The organism is Aeromonas genomosp. paramedia (assembly GCF_023093515.1).
GTDB lineage: Bacteria > Pseudomonadota > Gammaproteobacteria > Enterobacterales > Aeromonadaceae > Aeromonas.
Map to the genome: position 1 here is coordinate 154,491 of NZ_JAAROG010000003.1, position 15,928 is coordinate 170,418.

At 63.2% G+C, this 15,928-nt stretch carries 16 protein-coding genes; 5 read left to right on the top strand and 11 right to left on the bottom strand.

Annotated features, from left to right (window positions below; all coding sequences use genetic code 11):
- Positions 1 to 155: 155 nt before the first annotated feature.
- Positions 156 to 674: a flavodoxin FldB gene (gene fldB, locus HB860_RS03195; RefSeq protein ID WP_005326670.1), complete on the bottom strand. Its 519-nt coding sequence runs from the start codon at positions 672 to 674 to the stop codon at positions 156 to 158.
- A gap of 183 nt (positions 675 to 857) precedes the next feature.
- On the opposite strand from fldB, the gene xerD reads away from it, so the two are divergent.
- Positions 858 to 1,769 (top strand): site-specific tyrosine recombinase XerD, encoded by a 912-nt coding sequence (gene xerD / locus HB860_RS03200; protein WP_247625717.1) that lies wholly within the window; start codon positions 858 to 860, stop codon positions 1,767 to 1,769.
- A 69-nt stretch (positions 1,770 to 1,838) separates the two neighbouring features.
- Here xerD and mscL read toward each other — a convergent pair whose 3' ends face one another.
- Positions 1,839 to 2,246: a large-conductance mechanosensitive channel protein MscL gene (gene mscL, locus HB860_RS03205; RefSeq protein ID WP_139437368.1), complete on the bottom strand. Its 408-nt coding sequence runs from the start codon at positions 2,244 to 2,246 to the stop codon at positions 1,839 to 1,841.
- Between the two features lie 260 nt (positions 2,247 to 2,506).
- On the opposite strand from mscL, the gene HB860_RS03210 reads away from it, so the two are divergent.
- From HB860_RS03210 to nqrE, 4 genes are all read left to right on the top strand, one after another.
- Positions 2,507 to 3,223, top strand: a complete 717-nt coding sequence (locus HB860_RS03210; protein WP_247625718.1) for a disulfide isomerase DsbC N-terminal domain-containing protein — start codon at positions 2,507 to 2,509, stop codon at positions 3,221 to 3,223.
- Entirely contained in the window at positions 3,189 to 4,919 is a 1,731-nt protein-coding gene (recJ, locus tag HB860_RS03215; protein ID WP_247625719.1) for a single-stranded-DNA-specific exonuclease RecJ, read from the top strand. Before HB860_RS03210 ends, recJ begins: the two co-directional genes overlap by 35 nt.
- Before the next feature lie 310 nt (positions 4,920 to 5,229).
- Complete coding sequence (locus tag HB860_RS03220; protein WP_247625720.1) at positions 5,230 to 5,622, top strand: hypothetical protein; 393 nt, start codon at positions 5,230 to 5,232, stop codon at positions 5,620 to 5,622.
- 178 nt (positions 5,623 to 5,800) lie between these two features.
- On the top strand, positions 5,801 to 6,400 hold the full coding sequence (nqrE, locus tag HB860_RS03225; protein ID WP_042649628.1) for an NADH:ubiquinone reductase (Na(+)-transporting) subunit E: 600 nt from the start codon (positions 5,801 to 5,803) through the stop codon (positions 6,398 to 6,400).
- A 48-nt stretch (positions 6,401 to 6,448) separates the two neighbouring features.
- On the opposite strand, the gene HB860_RS03230 is transcribed toward nqrE, so the two are convergent.
- From HB860_RS03230 to mrdA, 9 genes are all read right to left on the bottom strand, one after another.
- Positions 6,449 to 6,955, bottom strand: coding sequence for a GNAT family N-acetyltransferase (locus HB860_RS03230; protein WP_247625721.1), 507 nt, complete (start codon positions 6,953 to 6,955; stop codon positions 6,449 to 6,451).
- A gap of 164 nt (positions 6,956 to 7,119) precedes the next feature.
- Entirely contained in the window at positions 7,120 to 8,085 is a 966-nt protein-coding gene (gene lipA, locus HB860_RS03235; RefSeq protein WP_202046512.1) for a lipoyl synthase, read from the bottom strand.
- A gap of 85 nt (positions 8,086 to 8,170) precedes the next feature.
- Positions 8,171 to 8,848: a lipoyl(octanoyl) transferase LipB gene (lipB, locus tag HB860_RS03240; RefSeq protein ID WP_247625722.1), complete on the bottom strand. Its 678-nt coding sequence runs from the start codon at positions 8,846 to 8,848 to the stop codon at positions 8,171 to 8,173.
- Between the two features lie 83 nt (positions 8,849 to 8,931).
- The gene (gene ybeD / locus HB860_RS03245) at positions 8,932 to 9,195 is read right to left on the bottom strand and encodes a DUF493 family protein YbeD (RefSeq protein ID WP_005329804.1); all 264 of its coding nucleotides are present in this window, start codon (positions 9,193 to 9,195) and stop codon (positions 8,932 to 8,934) included.
- Positions 9,196 to 9,481: 286 nt separating this feature from the next.
- A complete protein-coding gene (locus tag HB860_RS03250; protein ID WP_005329807.1) occupies positions 9,482 to 10,711 on the bottom strand; it encodes a D-alanyl-D-alanine carboxypeptidase family protein in 1,230 nt (409 codons plus the stop codon).
- A 181-nt stretch (positions 10,712 to 10,892) separates the two neighbouring features.
- Positions 10,893 to 11,825 carry a septal ring lytic transglycosylase RlpA family protein gene (locus HB860_RS03255; RefSeq protein ID WP_247625723.1) on the bottom strand — a complete coding sequence of 311 codons (933 nt, stop codon included), beginning with the start codon at positions 11,823 to 11,825 and terminating at the stop codon, positions 10,893 to 10,895.
- Positions 11,767 to 12,765: a lytic murein transglycosylase B gene (mltB, locus tag HB860_RS03260; RefSeq protein WP_247625724.1), complete on the bottom strand. Its 999-nt coding sequence runs from the start codon at positions 12,763 to 12,765 to the stop codon at positions 11,767 to 11,769. Before mltB ends, HB860_RS03255 begins: the two co-directional genes overlap by 59 nt.
- Positions 12,765 to 13,868, bottom strand: coding sequence for a rod shape-determining protein RodA (rodA, locus tag HB860_RS03265; protein WP_139434103.1), 1,104 nt, complete (start codon positions 13,866 to 13,868; stop codon positions 12,765 to 12,767). The genes mltB and rodA overlap by 1 nt, the downstream gene beginning before the upstream one ends.
- Positions 13,869 to 13,931: 63 nt before the next feature.
- Positions 13,932 to 15,860, bottom strand: a complete 1,929-nt coding sequence (gene mrdA, locus HB860_RS03270) for a penicillin-binding protein 2 (RefSeq protein ID WP_247625725.1) — start codon at positions 15,858 to 15,860, stop codon at positions 13,932 to 13,934.
- Positions 15,861 to 15,928 lie beyond the last annotated feature (68 nt).

Genomic DNA, 15,928 nt, shown 5'->3' on the forward strand with positions numbered 1-15,928 from the left:
TCGTGGATCTCGCTTAATATCTGGTCGACCCACTGCTCGATGCGGGATCCGCTCTGGTCGTACTGGTTGGCGTCATCGAGAGTCAGGCCGACGACAAGATGATGGCCATCGTCGCTCCGCATCCAAGGGATCATCGAAGATGCAAGCTACCTGACTCAGAGCAGCTCGTGGATCTCGCTTAATATCTGGTCGACCCACTGCTCGATGCGGGATTCGGTCTGGTCGTACTGGTTGGCGTCGTCGAGAGCCAGGCCGACGAAGTGACGGCCATCGTCGATCAGCGCCTTGGAAGCATCGAACTCGTACCCTTCGTTGGGCCAGTAACCCACCAGCCTGACCCCCTTGGGCACCAGCTGATCGTGCAGCAGGCCGAGGGCATCCTGATACCACTCGCCGTACCCCAGCTGATCGCCCATGCCGAACAGGGCGATGATGCGCCCTTCCAGAGGCACATCCTTGATATCTTCCCAGCGGGATTCCCAGTCTTCCTGCAGCTCGCCGAAGTCCCAGGTGGAGATGCCGAGGATCAGGATGTCGTACTCCTGCATGCGGGCCAGGGGCACGTCCTTGATGTTGTGGAGATCAACCAGCTCGGGGCCAATGAGGGCGCGGATCTTCTCGGCGGCCATCTCGGTGTAGCAGGTGGTGGAGCCGTAAAACAAACCTATCTTCATCGCTCTTCTCTTGATCGCAGTAGGCAAGGGGGTGTCGGGCAACCATGGGGTCGGACCGCCCGAGTGAGGGCGCCAGTCTAGCAGATTGCCCCTCGCGCTTCACCGCCTGGTGTGCCTGCCCCTGGTGTATGCGCCGGCCTGGCAGGCTACAATGGGCCACCGTTTGCCCAAGACCGACACCCCATGACCAAGCCTGCCCCTGCCGTGCACAACCATCCCCTGATCGAGCCCTTCCTCGATGCCCTCTGGCTGGAGCGGGGGCTGTCCGACAATACGGTGAGCTCCTATCGCACGGATCTGGAAAAGTTTGCCCTCTGGCTCGATGGTCAGGGTGGCTCCCTGCTGCTGGCGGGGATGGATGACATCCAGCACTACCTCGCCTGGCGGGTGGACCAGCAGTTTGCGGCGAGCAGCACGGCCCGCTTCCTCTCGGCCCTGCGCCGCTTCTATCAGTATCTCAATCGCGAGAAGCTGCGCAGCGACGACCCGACAGTGCTGCTGGAGGGGCCCAAGCTGCCCAAGAAGCTGCCCTCGGATCTCAGCGAGGCCGAGGTGGATGCGCTGCTCACGGCGCCCCTGGTGGACGATCCGCTGGAGCTGCGGGACAAGGCGATGCTCGAGTTGCTCTATGCCACCGGGCTGCGGGTCTCCGAGCTGGTGGGGCTCACCGCCGAGCATGTTAGCCTGCGCCAGGGGCTGGTGCGGGTGGTGGGCAAGGGCAACAAGGAGCGGCTGGTGCCCATGGGGGAGGAGGCGGTGTACTGGCTGGAGCGCTACTACCGGGAGGGGCGCACCCTGCTGCTGGGGGGCACCAGCTCGGACGTGGTCTTCCCCTCCAAGCAGGCCAGGATGATGACCCGCCAGACCTTCTGGCATCGCATCAAGCTCTATGCCCAGCGGGCGGGGATCAGGGGGGAGCTCTCCCCCCACACCCTGCGCCACGCCTTCGCCACCCATCTGCTCAACCACGGCGCCGATCTGCGGGTGGTGCAGATGCTGCTGGGGCACGCGGATCTCTCCACCACCCAGATCTACACCCATGTGGCCAACGAGCGGCTCAAGGCGCTCCATGGGGAGCACCATCCCCGGGCCTGATCCGTGCCGCCGCCAATAAAAAACCGCCAGATGGCGGTTTTTTCATCACTGCACGACAGGAGATGGCGTCTATTTCCCCTGCTGGGATTTGAGCAAATCGCGGATTTCGGTCAGCAACTCCTGATCCTTGGTGGGGCCGGCCGGGGCGGCGGCCTCTTCCTGCTTCTTCTTCAGGGTGTTGATGGCCTTGAGCCCCATGAAGATGGCGAAGGAGATGATCAGGAAGTCGATGATGGTCTGGATGAACTTGCCGTAGGCGATGACCACGGCAGGGATGTCACCTTCGGCGGCCTTCAGGGTGACTGCCAGATCGCTGAAGTCCACCCCCCCCAGGATGAGACCGATGGGCGGCATGATGACGTCACCCACGAAGGAGGAGACTATCTTGCCGAAGGCGGCACCTATGATGATACCGACCGCCATGTCGATGACGTTGCCTCTGGCCGCAAAGGCCTTGAACTCTTGAATCAGACTCATTTTTCCCCCTAAAAATGGACGGCGTGAGGTCAGGCCGCACGTCGAATCTGGATAATAAAACATCAATAAAACAGAGGGATGACCATGATGTCTCCCGTCGTCCTGATTAGCTTGCGGGGCTCAAGCCCGATTGGCAACCTGTCAGATCGGGATTTTTTTGCGATCCACTCTATTAATCAATCGCTAATTAAGAGGTTGGGGCAAGGATGTGCACTGAGTTACCTTATGAATCCATTCAATCATGCCAGGTGAGTCATCAAGTGCGACATTTACTGCTGGGAATGATGCTGCTGTGCACCTTTGCTGCCAGCGCGGGGATGGATCCCCAGCTGTTGAAACAGACCATAGGACAGCGCCTCGGGGTGCAGGTCTTCCTGGTGGACGAGACCCCGGTGCCCGGGCTCTATCTGCTGGGCACAGCCCAGGGGCTGCTCTATAGCGATGCCAGGGGAAACTATGTGTTGCAGGGCTCCATGCTGGATCTGGCCCACGACATGCAAAACCTCACTCGCCTCAGCCAGCAGCAGCAACGCCGGCTGGCGCTGGCGCAGGTAGGCGAGGCGCGACTCTGGCTCAAGGCGCCGAACGAGCGCTACCAGGTGACCCTGTTTACCGATCTCGGCTGTCGCCGCTGTCACGCCGTGCTGGACGAGCTGCCCCAGTTGCAGGCCAGGGGGGTGAGCGTGCAGTTGCTGCCCCTGGCTACCCCCTTCGCCGAACTGGCCGAGACGCAGGCGCTCTGGTGCGATCCCGCGCTGCTGGGTGAACTCAGCCTCAGTGATCGTTTGCCTGCGGCCGGATGTAATGAGATCCTTGCCCATCATATCGGCCTGAGCCAGTGGCTCGGGATCAAGGCGTCACCGAGCTGGGTCCTGCCAAACGGGGATCTGGTGCGGGGATATCAGAGCCCCGAACAACTGCTCAAGATACTGGATCACATCAATGCCCCTGCAAATCCGTCGTCGTCCGCGAGTTGATGATTCCCATCTGCCCGCCACCCTGCACCCCCTGCTTCGCCAAATCTTCGCCAGCCGCGGGGTGGAAGATCCCGCCCTGCTGGAGCGCAGCGCCAGTCAGCTGCTGCCGCCCCAGCGCCTGTTCGGCATGGAGCAGGCGGTGCCCCTGCTGGCGGATGCCCTGACGGCGCAGCAGCGCATCCTCATCGTCGGCGACTTCGACTGCGATGGCGCCACCAGCTCGGCCCTGTGCGTGCTGGCCCTGCGGGCCATGGGGGGACGCCACATCGATTTTCTGGTGCCCAACCGCTTCGAGTTCGGCTACGGCCTCACCCCCGAAATCGTCGAGCTGGCGGTGGCCAGGGGCGCCGAGTTTCTCATCACGGTGGACAACGGCATCTCCAGCATTGCCGGGGTGGCGGCGGCCAAGGCGGCCGGAATGCGGGTACTGGTTACCGATCACCACCTGCCGGGCCAGGAGCTGCCTGATGCCGATGCGATAGTGAACCCCAACCAGCGTGGCTGCGATTTTCCCTCCAAGTCTCTGGCCGGGGTCGGGGTGGCCTTCTATCTGATGGCGGCCCTCAACACCCACCTGCGTCAGTGCGGCTGGTATGAGCGCCAGGGCATTCGTGCCCCCAACGTGGCGGATTATCTGGATCTGGTGGCCCTCGGCACTGTCGCCGACGTGGTGGCGCTGGATGGCAATAACCGCATCCTGGTGCATCAGGGCTTGCAGCGGATCCGGGCCGGCCGTTGCCGCCCCGGCATCCAGGCGCTGGTGGATGTCTCCGGCCGCGACGGCCGCCGCCTGTGCGCCGCCGATCTCGGCTTTGCCCTGGGGCCCCGCCTCAATGCGGTGGGTCGCCTGGATGACATGTCCCTCGGGGTCGCCTGTCTGCTCAGCGATGACATCAACCTGGCGCGCCAGCTTGCGGCCGAGATGGACAGCCTCAACCAGGAGCGCAAGGAGATAGAGCAGGGGATGCAGCAGGAGGCCCTCGCCACCCTGGAGCAGATCCGTTTTCGTGATGGTGAAGTCCCCTCCGGCATAGTGCTGCACAGGGACGAGTGGCATCAGGGGGTGGTGGGGCTGGTGGCCTCCAAGATCAAGGAGAAGTACTACAGACCCGTGATCGCCTTTGCCGAGAGTAGCGACACCGAGCTCAAGGGCTCGGGCCGCTCCATCCCCGGAGTACATCTGCGCGATGCCCTCGAGCTGCTCGATACCCGCCATCCGGGCCTGATGGGCAAGTTTGGCGGCCACGCCATGGCGGCCGGGCTGACCCTGCCCAAGGTCAATATAGAGGCGTTCGGTCGCGCATTTGAGGCGGTGATCGGCGAGCTGGTGACCCCTGAGCTGCTGACCGGGGTGCTGCTCACCGACGGCGAGCTGCTGCCGGACGAGCTCAGCCTGGAGCTGGCGGAGCTCATTCGTGCCTCCGGCCCCTGGGGCCAGGCCTTCCCCGAGCCGCTGTTCGACGGCGAGTTCGTGCTGGTGGCGCAGCGGCTGGTGGGGGAGAAGCACCTCAAGATGATGCTGACCACGGATTCCGGCCATGCGGTGGATGCCATCGCCTTCGGGGTGGATCTCAAGCGCTGGCCCGATGCCTCGGTGAAACGGGTGCGGCTGGTCTACCGGCTCGATGTCAACGAGTGGCGCGGCAACCGCAGCGTCCAGCTGCTGGTGGAGCATCTGGAGGCCGCCGGTCTCTGAGCCGGCGGCGACTCCACCCTGACGATGACAGCGGCCACCCTGGGGTGGCCGTTTTTGTTGCCGGCTCGGCTATGCCCCCACAGAATAGGGCCCCAGGGTCTAGGATGGTAGTCGTTCCCCGCGGTTTTCATTGAGGGCGTTAAATGCCCTCTTTGTGGAGAAAGCAGGTTGTTTGTATCGAATTTTCCAGGTTAGCGGATGCCAAAATTCAATATGAAGGGGAATTGTGATATATTCGGCCCCGTTCAACCCCTTGCCTTTTCAAGGAGCCCGTCCCTTGCCACCCCTTGGCCGATCATTGCGCTGGCCGATGGCGATCGCCGTCGCCTGCCTGCTGTGGCTTGCCGCCTCTGCCGCGGCAGGGCCAGGTGCGCCCGCACTGTCGACCCAGGGGACATCGACATCCTCGATGCAGCTGCACGAGCCTCCCGCATCGGAGTTGGCCGACAGCGTCAGCCTGCCTCCCGCCTCCCAGTGGCGGCTCAGCGTCGAGCAGGGGCGGCGGCTGGAAGGGACCAGGGACCCGGATCTCTACCAGATGCTGCTGGCCTGGTTCCAGCACGAGATCCTCGGTCTGCTCTGCGGCCTGCTGTTTTTCCTGCCCCTCATCTATCTCAGGCAATGGCCGAACTGCCTTGGTCATCTGCACCAGCGGCAACTGCTCTGCCATCACCTGCAATTTCGCTTCTGCCAGGGCGACTAGCGCTGCTCGCCTCGCCGGGCGCACGCCGACGCCGTCTCTGGCGCTGATCCCTTTTTGTTGATCCGCCGACCCCCGTCGTCTGCGATCGCGCCCGTGCTGACTGTCATCCGGTTTCTGCCGCTGGCCCCTGGCCAGGGGCGGACTCTCTCTTTGCACAATCTCGTGGTGAGCTGCCTTCATGGACTATTACGTCAATTTGTTTATTCAGTCGATCTTTGTGGAAAACCTGGCCCTGGCCTTCTTTCTCGGCATGTGTACCTTCCTCGCGGTGTCGAAGAACATCAACACAGCCTTCGGCCTTGGCATGACGGTGCTGGTGGTCATGGTGATCGCCATCCCCCTCAACAACCTGATCTACCGCCATATACTGCGCCCGGACAGCACCTTCCTGGGGGAGTTTGACCTGAGCTTTCTCGATTTCATCATCTACATAGGCGTGCTGGCGGCCCTGGTGCAGGTGATGGAGATGGTGCTGGACAAGCATTTCCCGGCGCTCCATCAGGCCCTGGGGATCTATCTGCCGCTGTTGACGGTGCACTGCGCCATCTTCGGCGGGGTGATGTTCATGGCCCAGCGGGATTACGACTTCATCGAATCCGTGGTCTACGGGGCTGGCTCCGGGCTCGGCTGGCTGCTGGCCATAGTCGCCATCGCCGGCCTGCGCCAGAAGATGAAGTATTCGGACGTGCCAGAGGGATTGAGGGGCATCGGCATCACCTTCATAGTGGCGGGGCTGATGTCGCTCGGCTTCATGTCGTTTTCCGGGATCTCGCTGTGAGCGTCGGCTCGCCATGGCATGACGGAAGGGGGTTGATGACGGGGGCCATCAACCCAGCGTCTTGGCCATGTTGTAGCCCGTGATGCGAAAGCCTATCTCTTCGTAGAGCGCCCTGGCTCTGGGGTTGTCATGGGCGACCCTCAGCTTGATCTGGCTGACGCCAAGGCACTTCAATTCGGCCTCCAGCACCGCCATGGCGGTCTTGCCATATCCCAGCCCGCGATGGGTCGGGAATATGTAGAAGTCATAGATGAAGGTGGTGTGGGCGGCGCTGTCGACACAGTGCCAGAGATAGCCGGCGATGGCCGTCGTCGGTGCGACTGCGCCCCCGACACTGTCACTCACAGGGAGGATGCAGAGCAGGCTCTGGCCCGGCGTGGCGGCCCCTTGGGGCAGGTGTTGCAGCAAGGAGGCCTCGGCCTGTTGGCGGGCATCGGCCAGGATCAGCCCGTGATTGCTGGCAAGATCCTGGGCGTAGTCGTCGATGAAGTAGTCGCGATAGGCGGGGAATGCCGCCTCATCCATGGGGATCAGCCGAACGATAGGGGTTGGCATCTGAGTGTCACTCAAGGAAAGGGAGTCGTCACCTTAACCCCGGCGCCGGGAATTAGCCAAGGGATTGGTCGGGCGTGTCGAGTCAGACAGGTTCAACAAGAAGAGCGCCCTTGGGCGCTCTTCTTTTAGCAGGAGAGGTTATTTGACCCCTCTTTCGGGTGAGGTCATTTGACCTCTTCACCCTTGGCTTGCAGATCCGCGTGGTAGGAGGAGCGCACGAAGGGGCCGCAGGCGGCGTGGCTGAAGCCGAGATCCATGGCGACCTCTTTCAGCTCGTCGAACTCTGCGGGCGGCACGTAGCGCTTCACCGGCAGGTGGTGACGGCTCGGCTGCAGGTACTGGCCCAGGGTCAGCATGTTGACGCCGTGCTCGCGCAGATCCTTGAGCACCTGGACAATCTCTTCGTTGGTCTCGCCAAGACCCATCATGACGCCGGACTTGGTCGGCACATGGGGGTGCATCTCCTTGATGCGGCGCAGCAGCTCCAGGGACCACTTGTAGTCGGCACCCGGGCGGGCGACCCGGTACATGCGCGGAGCGGTTTCCAGGTTGTGGTTGAACACATCAGGAGGCGTCTCGCGGAACACCTCCAGCGCCTGCTCCATGCGGCCGCGGAAGTCCGGGGTCAGGATCTCGATGCGGGTCTGGGGGCTGTGCTCGCGGATCTGCTTGATGCAGTCGGCGAAGTGCTGGGCACCGCCGTCCCGCAGGTCATCGCGGTCCACCGAGGTGATGACCACGTATTTCAGTCCCATCTCCTTGATGGTGAGCGCCAGCTTCTTCGGCTCTTCGGGATCCAGCGCCAGCGGGCGGCCGTGGGCCACGTCACAGAAGGGGCAGCGGCGGGTGCAGATGGCGCCCATGATCATGAAGGTGGCCGTGCCGTGGTTGAAGCACTCCGCCAGGTTGGGGCAGGAGGCCTCCTCACATACCGAGTGCAGCTTGTTCTTGCGCAGGGTGCTCTTGATGTGCTCGATCTTCTGGCTCGACGGCGGCAGCTTGATCCGCATCCAGTCCGGCTTGCGCAGCACTTCCTCGTTGGGATCCGGCATGAATTTCACCGGGATCAGGGCCATCTTGTCGCCATCGCGCAGCTTGACGCCCGGCTCCATACGAACGGGTTTGCTCATGATTCACTCTCGGTGTTTGTTATTGTCTGATTGGTAGCCATTAGGGTCTGCTCTGAGCCCTCATGGTTGCACGGCATGGGGTTGCTCATGCCGCCTCTTCGGTATGGGTGATCGTTTGGTAGCCAATCAGGCGGGCCAGTTCGGCCACCAGAATGGATTGCGCCTCGGCCACGCTCTGCGGGCCGCCCAGGGCGCTGGTCTGGGTCATGGCCATGCCCGCATAACCGCACGGATTGATGCGCAGGAAGGGGGTCATGTCCATGTTGATATTGAGGGCCAGTCCGTGGAAGGAGCAGCCCTTGCGGATCCTCAGGCCCAGGGAGGCGAGCTTGGCCTCCATGCCGAGGTCATTCTTCACGTAGACGCCGGGGGCATCGGCCTTGGCATAGGCCTGGATGTCGCTTCTGGCCAGGGTGTTGATGATGGCGGTTTCCAGGCAGGTTACCAGCTCGCGCACCGAGAGCTTGCTGCGGCGCACGTCCACCAGCACATAGAGCACCAGCTGGCCGGGACCGTGATAGGTCACCTGGCCGCCGCGATCGCTCTGCACCACAGGGATGTCACCGGGGGCGAGCAGATGCTCGGCCTTGCCGGCCTGGCCCTGGGTGTAGACGGGATCGTGCTCCACCACCCAGAACTCGTCGGGTGTCTCGCTGGTGCGGTTGTCGGTGAAGGCCTTCATGGCGTCCCACACCGGCTGGTAGGGGCGACGGCCCAACTGTCTGACTAACAGCCGTGGCTGGGCGGGGATCTGTGATGACATCTTTCCTCACTGACTGGCGCTTGCGTCGGCAAAACAGAATGGCAAATAATCGCTCGCCCCGATGGCGGGGCGAGAGAGGCGACTCACAGAACGTAGCGAACCAGCTCGATCTTGCCGAGTGCGGTGTACATGGCTTCGATGTGCTCCTTGCTCTGGGCAGTGACCGTCACTCGTACCGAGTGATAGTTGCCCTTGGTGCTGGGCTGAACGGTCGGGCTGTAAGTGCCCGGGGCATGTTGCTGCAGCACTTCAACCACCTGATCCGGCAGGGCGGGATCGGCCACGCCAAGCACCTTGAACGGGAACTTGCAGGGGAACTCCAGCAGCTCATCAAACTTGGTATTCATCTCACTCACCTTTAGCGTCGTCACGAAACGACTTCATCTTGCATCTTGTCTGGCCGAGGGACTCGGGCCGCCAGTCGCGTCAATCATGGGCACGGCTCCATCTTATATGGGCACTGCCCGGCGCGGGATCAAGCCCGCCAGGTCGACAGGACGTGGGAATGCTGCTTTTTACCACAAATGGAGCGTCGGCGGAACCTGCAGATTGCAGGGTTATTCACTGCCATGATGCGGTAAAGACAGCAGCGGCGCCTGTTGGCGCCGCTGCTTGGTCAGGATCGTGCGCAGGTTACTTGAACCAGCTGGCGACCAGCATCACCAGGTAATCCCACAGACGGCTCATCAGGCCACCTTCCTGCACCTCTTCCAGGGCGACCAGCGGAACCTGCTTGATCTCCTTGTCACCCTGCTTGAGGAACACGGTACCGACGCGCTGACCCTTGGCCAGCGGGGCCTTCAGCTCGCTCTCGAGCTGGAAGTCCGCCTTCAGGTTGTTGCCCTGGCCACGGGTGACCAGCACGGAGACATCCTGATCGACGCCCAGTTTCACTTCGGACTTGTCGCCCATCCAGATCTTCTGGGTCACCAGCTCGGTACCCGCCTTGTAGGGGGTCAGGCTCTGGAAGAAGCGGAAACCGTAGGTGAGCAGCTTCTTGCTCTCGGCGGCGCGGGAACCTTCGCTGCTGGCGCCCAGCACCACGGCGATCAGGCGCATGCCCTCGTTGTTGGTGGCGGAGGAGACCAGGTTGTAGCCGACCTGGCTGACGTGGCCGGTCTTGATGCCATCCACTTGCAGGGACTGATCCCACAGCAGGCGGTTGCGGTTGTGTTGGGTGATGCCGTTGAACACGAACGACTTCTGGGAGTAGATCTTGTACTCCTCCGGCAGGTCGCGGATCAGCGCCTGACCCAGGCGGGCCATGTCATGGGCGGTACTGTAGTGGCCTTCCGCATCCAGACCGTGGGGGTTCATGAAGTGACTGTCGTTCATGCCGAGCTTGGCGGCCCAGGAGTTCATCAGGCTGGCGAAGGAGTCGGTGCTGCCCGCCAGGTGTTCGGCCATGGCGACGCAGGCGTCGTTGCCGGACTGGATGATGATGCCCTTGTTGAGATCATCGACCGAGACCTGCTTGCCCACCTCGATGAACATCTTGGAGGAGTCGGAGTAGTTCTTGGACCAGGCGTTCTGGCTGATGGTCACCATGTCGGTGCGCTTGATGTTCCCCTTCAGCAGCTCCTGGCCGATGATGTAGGAGGTCATCATCTTGGTCAGGCTGGCGGGGGGCAGACGCTCTTCGGCGTTCTGCTCTGCCAGCACCTGACCGGAGTAGTAGTCGATCAGAATATGGGCCTTGGCGGAGATCTCCGGCGCGGCAGGCACCACCATGGGGGCGCTGTTCAGGGTGGGGACCGGCTGGGCAGTCGGCAGCGCCGAATCCGGCGTCGGTACCGGCTGGTTGGCCTGGGCGGTCGCGCTTAGCAGGGAGGCCAGAATAACGGAACGGGCAAATTTGGACATCTTGAAATTCCTGGTGCCTGGATGGGGATTACCCAAGTTGAAAAAAAGCGGGCTCCACTATACCAGATGTGCCGGTCGGTCATAGTCCGGTGTGCCATCTGGTCTGGTTTTTTATCCATCGGTTGTCGGCGTCACGCCGGGAAACGACGTGACGCCTGGATAAGGTTGTGTTCCGTTTCTATCAAGGAACGATAAAGGCCTGCTCCAGCCCTCCCTGCCGGATCTGTTCCAGCAGGCTTGCCTGCTGATCGGCGGCGACCGGTCCCAGCAGCACCCGGAAGATGGCGTCGTGGGCCACCACCTGGTAGGGCACGCCGTAGCGCTGGGTCATCACCTTGCCCATGGCCTCGGCCCTGGGTTGGGAGCCGCTGGCCAGCACCTGGATCATCTTGCCCTGGCCGGTTGCGGCCTTGGGCGTGGAGAGGGTGCCGGTCGCCGTGGCGGCGGCCGCGGGAGCCGCCTTGGCCGGGGTGACTGTGGTTGCAGCCGCAGGCTGGGCCTCACCCAGGAAGGCGGCCTCCTGGGCAGCCGGCTGCATGGGTTGCATCGGTGTCATGGGCACCATCTCGACCATCTGATCCGGCTGATCGGTGATGAGCTCGAGACGCACCCTGGCCTCGCCCCCATCGACCATCTCCAGCTGCTTGGCCGCGGCATGGGAGAGATCGATCAGGCGCTCGCTGCCGAAGGGGCCGCGATCATTGACCCGCACTATGGTCTCCAGCCCGTTGTCCAGGTTGGTGACCCGCACATAGCTCGGCAGCGGCAGGTTGCGGTGGGCGGCGCTGAACAGGGTGCTGTCCTGCACGTCGCCGTTGGCGGTCTTGTTGCCATCGAGATCCTGGGACAGCCAGCTGGCGGTGCCCTCCTCACTGTAGTGCTTGATGTCGCGCCACACCTCGTACTTCTGCTTGCCGATCCAGTAGTCCCGGTTGCCGCTCTCGCTCATGGGTTCGGGGCGCGGGATGGCGCCGGTCGCCTGCGGTATCTCGATCACCTGGGGTTTTTCCGGCTGCACCTGGACCGGCGGCGGGGGAGCCTGCTCCGGTTGGCTGCTACAGGCGGCCAGCAACAAGGTCAGCGTGAGGGGGAGAAGTTTGTGGCTGTAATGCATATGCGTCCTGGATGGCTTGACTGAGTTGATGCACCGCCATCGCATAGAGAGGGCTGCGGTTGTAGCGGGTGATCACATAAAAATTGTGGCGCGCGACCCAGTATTCCGGTCCATCGGCCTGCTCCAATGCCAGCAGTTTCACTGGCGTGTCCGGTGCCAGCGGGGTGGCGAGTTCAATCCCGGCGGCAGCCAGCTCGGCCCAGCGCTGCTTGAGCTCGGGCTCGGGCGCAAGCAGGGTACCTACAGGCGCCAATCCGATCAAGGCGGGTTCCACCACAGACTCCCCCCAGCGCCAGCGGTGCTCGGCAAAGTAGTTGGCCACGCTGCCGATGGCGTCCGCCGGGTTGGCAAACAGATCCCGCTTGCCGTCGCCATCGAAGTCGACGGCGTAGTGGCGATAGCTGGAGGGCATGAACTGGCCCATGCCCATGGCGCCGGCATAGGAGCCCTTGAGAGCGGTGAGTGGCCACTTCTCTTCCCGGGCAAGCAGCACCAGCTGAGCGAACTCCTTGGCGAAGAACTCCTCGCGGGCGGGGTAGTGGAACCCCAGGGTATAGAGGCTGTCGAGCACCGGGTGGCGGCCCATCTGGCGGCCATAGAAGGTCTCTATGCCGATGATGGCGACGATGAGGGAGGCTGGCACCCGGTAGTGCTGCTCGGCCCTGGTCAGGGTGGCGGCGTGGCGTTGCCAGAAGCCGACCCCGTCCCGGATCCGCTCCGGGGTGACGAACAGCGGCCGGTAGCGATGCCAGGGCTTGGCCTCCCAGGGACGGCTGATGGTGTCGAGCACCTCCTGGCGCAGCCGCGCCTGGGCGGTCGCGGCCTGCAACTCGGCCAGCGGCACGGATTGCTGCTCGGCCAGCAGGCTCAGCCGCTCGGGGGAGACGCTCGCGCCCGCCGTGAGCGAACAGGCGCAGAGCACCAGCCAGCCAGCTCTCATCAGGCCAGCAGTCGTCTGTGGGTCTGGATGGACATCAGGATGCCGAAGCCTGCCATCAGGGTCACCATGGAGGTGCCGCCGTAGCTCACCAGGGGCAGGGGCACCCCCACCACAGGAAGGATGCCGCTCACCATGCCCATGTTGACGAACACATAGACGAAGAAGGTGAGGGTCAGGGCACCGCCGAGCAGGCGCTCGAAGCTGTTCTGGGCCTGCATGGAGATGAAGAGGCAGCGGCTGATGATATAGAGGTAGATCACCAGCAAGAGGGCCACCCCCACCAGGCCGAACTCCTCGCTGAACACCGCAAAGATGAAGTCGGTGTGGCGCTCGGGCAGAAACTCCAGCTGGGACTGGGTGCCCTGCAGCCAGCCCTTGCCGAACACGCCGCCTGAGCCGATGGCTATCTTGGACTGGATGATGTGGTAGCCGCGGCCGAGGGGATCTTTCTCCGGGTCCAGCAGCATCAGCACCCGCTGGCGCTGGTAGTCGTGCATCAGGAAGAACCAGAGCACCGGCATGAAGGCGCAGATGAGCAAGACAGCGAGCCCGATCAGCCACCAGCTGATCCCCGCCAGGAAGATGACGAAGAAGCCGGAGGCCGCCACCAGGATGGAGGTGCCGAGATCGGGCTGGGCGGCGATGAGCAGGGTGGGCAGCAGCACCATCACCAGGGCTATCATCACATGGCTGAACTTCGGCGGCAGCGAATGCCGGCTGAGCCAGGCTGCCACCATGATGGGCATGGAGAGCTTCATCACCTCGGAGGGCTGGAACTTCATGAAACCGAGGTCCAGCCAGCGCTGGGCCCCCTTGCCGATATGGCCGAACACGTCCACCGCGATGAGCAGCAGCACCACCAGGGTGAACAGGGGCACGGACCAGCGCGCATAGAGGGAGGGGGGCAGCTGGGCCAGGCCTATCATCAGGCCGAAGGCGAGGCCGCCACGCACCAGCTGGCGCACTATGGAGTCGAAGTCCTGGCCCGAGGCGGAGTAGAGCACCACCATGGAGAGGGTCATCAGCGCCAGCAGGCCGAGCAGCAGCGGCAGGTCGATGTGCAGCTTGTACCAGATACTCTGCTGGCGGGCGGAGTTACTCATGAGAGAAGACCTCGTTCTGCATGGATGGCCTCGGGCGGGGAGGCAAGAGGCGGGCGTGCGACGTTATTCATTGGGCACGGCCTCGCTCTGATCCGGGCTTTGGGTGGACGGCTTGTCGGGCGCCGGCGGCAGTTGGGGTTCTGGCGGCAGCAGGTAGGCGTCCAGCATGTGGCGGGCGACCGGCGCCCCCATGGCACTGCCGCCACCGGCGTTTTCCAGCACCAGGGCCACCACGGCCTTGGGGGCCTCGAACGGTGCGAAGGCGACGAAGAGGGCGTTGTCACGGTGCTCCACCTTGGTGGTGGCTGCGTTGTAGACCTGGTTCTCCTTGAGGCCCACCACCTGGGCGGTGCCGGACTTGCCCGCCGCCTTGTAGGGGGTATTGGCAAAGGCGCGGCGGCCGGTGCCCTCATGGCCGTTGATGACGCGCCACATGCCATCCTTGGCCACCTGCCAGTAGGTGTCGCTCTTGGCGGCGATGGCCACGTTCGGGTTGATGGGGGCGTTGACCACGCCATCCGCCGAGGCGGTGCTCTTGAGCAGGTGCGGCGTCACGTCGTGACCGTTCTGGGTCAGTATGCTGATCGCCTTGGCGAGCTGGATGGGGGTGGAGCTCCAGTAGCCCTGACCGATGCCGATGGAGATGGTGTCCCCCTGATACCAGGGCTGACGCCAGCGCGCCATCTTCCAGTCGCGGGACGGCATGACCCCCTTGGTCTCTTCATAGAGGTCGACGCCACTGTACTGACCGAAGCCGAACTTGGTCATGTAGCTGTGGATCTTGTCGATGCCGACCCGGTAGGCGAGATCGTAGAAGTAGGTGTCAGCCGATACCTCGATGGCGCGATAGACGTCGAGCCAGCCATGGCCCCAGCGGCGCCAGTCGCGAAACTTCTTGGTGGTGCCCGGGATGGAGAAGCTGGGACCGCCGAAGTAGCGATAGTTGGGGGTGATGGCCCCCTCGTTCAGCCCCATCACCGCCATCATGGGCTTGACGGTGGAGGCGGGAGCATAGATGCCCTGGGTGGTGCGGTTCACCAGCGGGCGCGCCGGATCGTTGAGCAGCGCCGAGTAGTTGGTGTTGGAGATGCCGGTCACGAACAGGTTGGGGTCGTAGCTCGGGCTCGACTCCATGGCCAGGATGGCGCCGGTATTGGGATCCATCATGACGATTGCGCCCCGACGGCCGGCCAGCAGCTCCTGCGCCTTCAACTGCAGGCGGATGTCGATGTTGAGGTAGATGTCCTTGCCCGGCTCCGGCGGCTGGAACTTGAGGGTGCGCACCACCCGGCCGCGGTTGTTGACCTCGACCTCCTGGTAGCCCGCCACGCCGTGCAGCTGATCCTCGTAGAACTTCTCCACCCCCTGCTTGCCGATGTCCTTGGTGGCGGCATAGTTGGCGAGCTTGTCCTCCTTGTCGAGGCGCTCCACGTCACGGGTGTTGATCTTGGCCACATAGCCCAGCGCATGGGTCAGGGTATCGCCAAACGGGTAGTAGCGCTTGAGATAGGCCTCAATGCTGGCGCCCGGGTAGTTGTGCTGGTTGACCGAGAAGAGCGCGACCTGATACTCGGTCAGCTTCTCGAACAGGGGCACCGGCTTGAAGCGGCGCTGGCGCTTCACCTCGGCCAGGAACCGCTCCTTGGTCCCCTCCGGCAGGGCCAGCAGGGTGATCAGCTCGTCGGCCGTCCTCTCCAGATCCTCGGTCTCTTCCGGCACTATCTCCAGGCTGTAGACAGGGCGGTTCTCCGCCAGCAGCACCCCGTTGGCGTCATAGATGAGGCCCCGTGGCGGTGCCACCGGCACGACCCGGATCCGGTTGTCGTTGGAGCGGGTCTGATAGGTTTCGTAAGACTCTACCTGCAGGTAGTAGAGATTACCCAGCAGCACCAGCATGAGGACGACCATGCCGATGTAGGCTACCAGGGTGCGCCGGAAGAACAGACGTCCCTCGGCACTGTGATCGCGCATTTCGATGCGATTCTTCAGCATGCCGTTACCTTATGGCTGACGGGGAGCAAGGGCGGGTACCACATGGACTATTCCCTGTGGTACTGGGT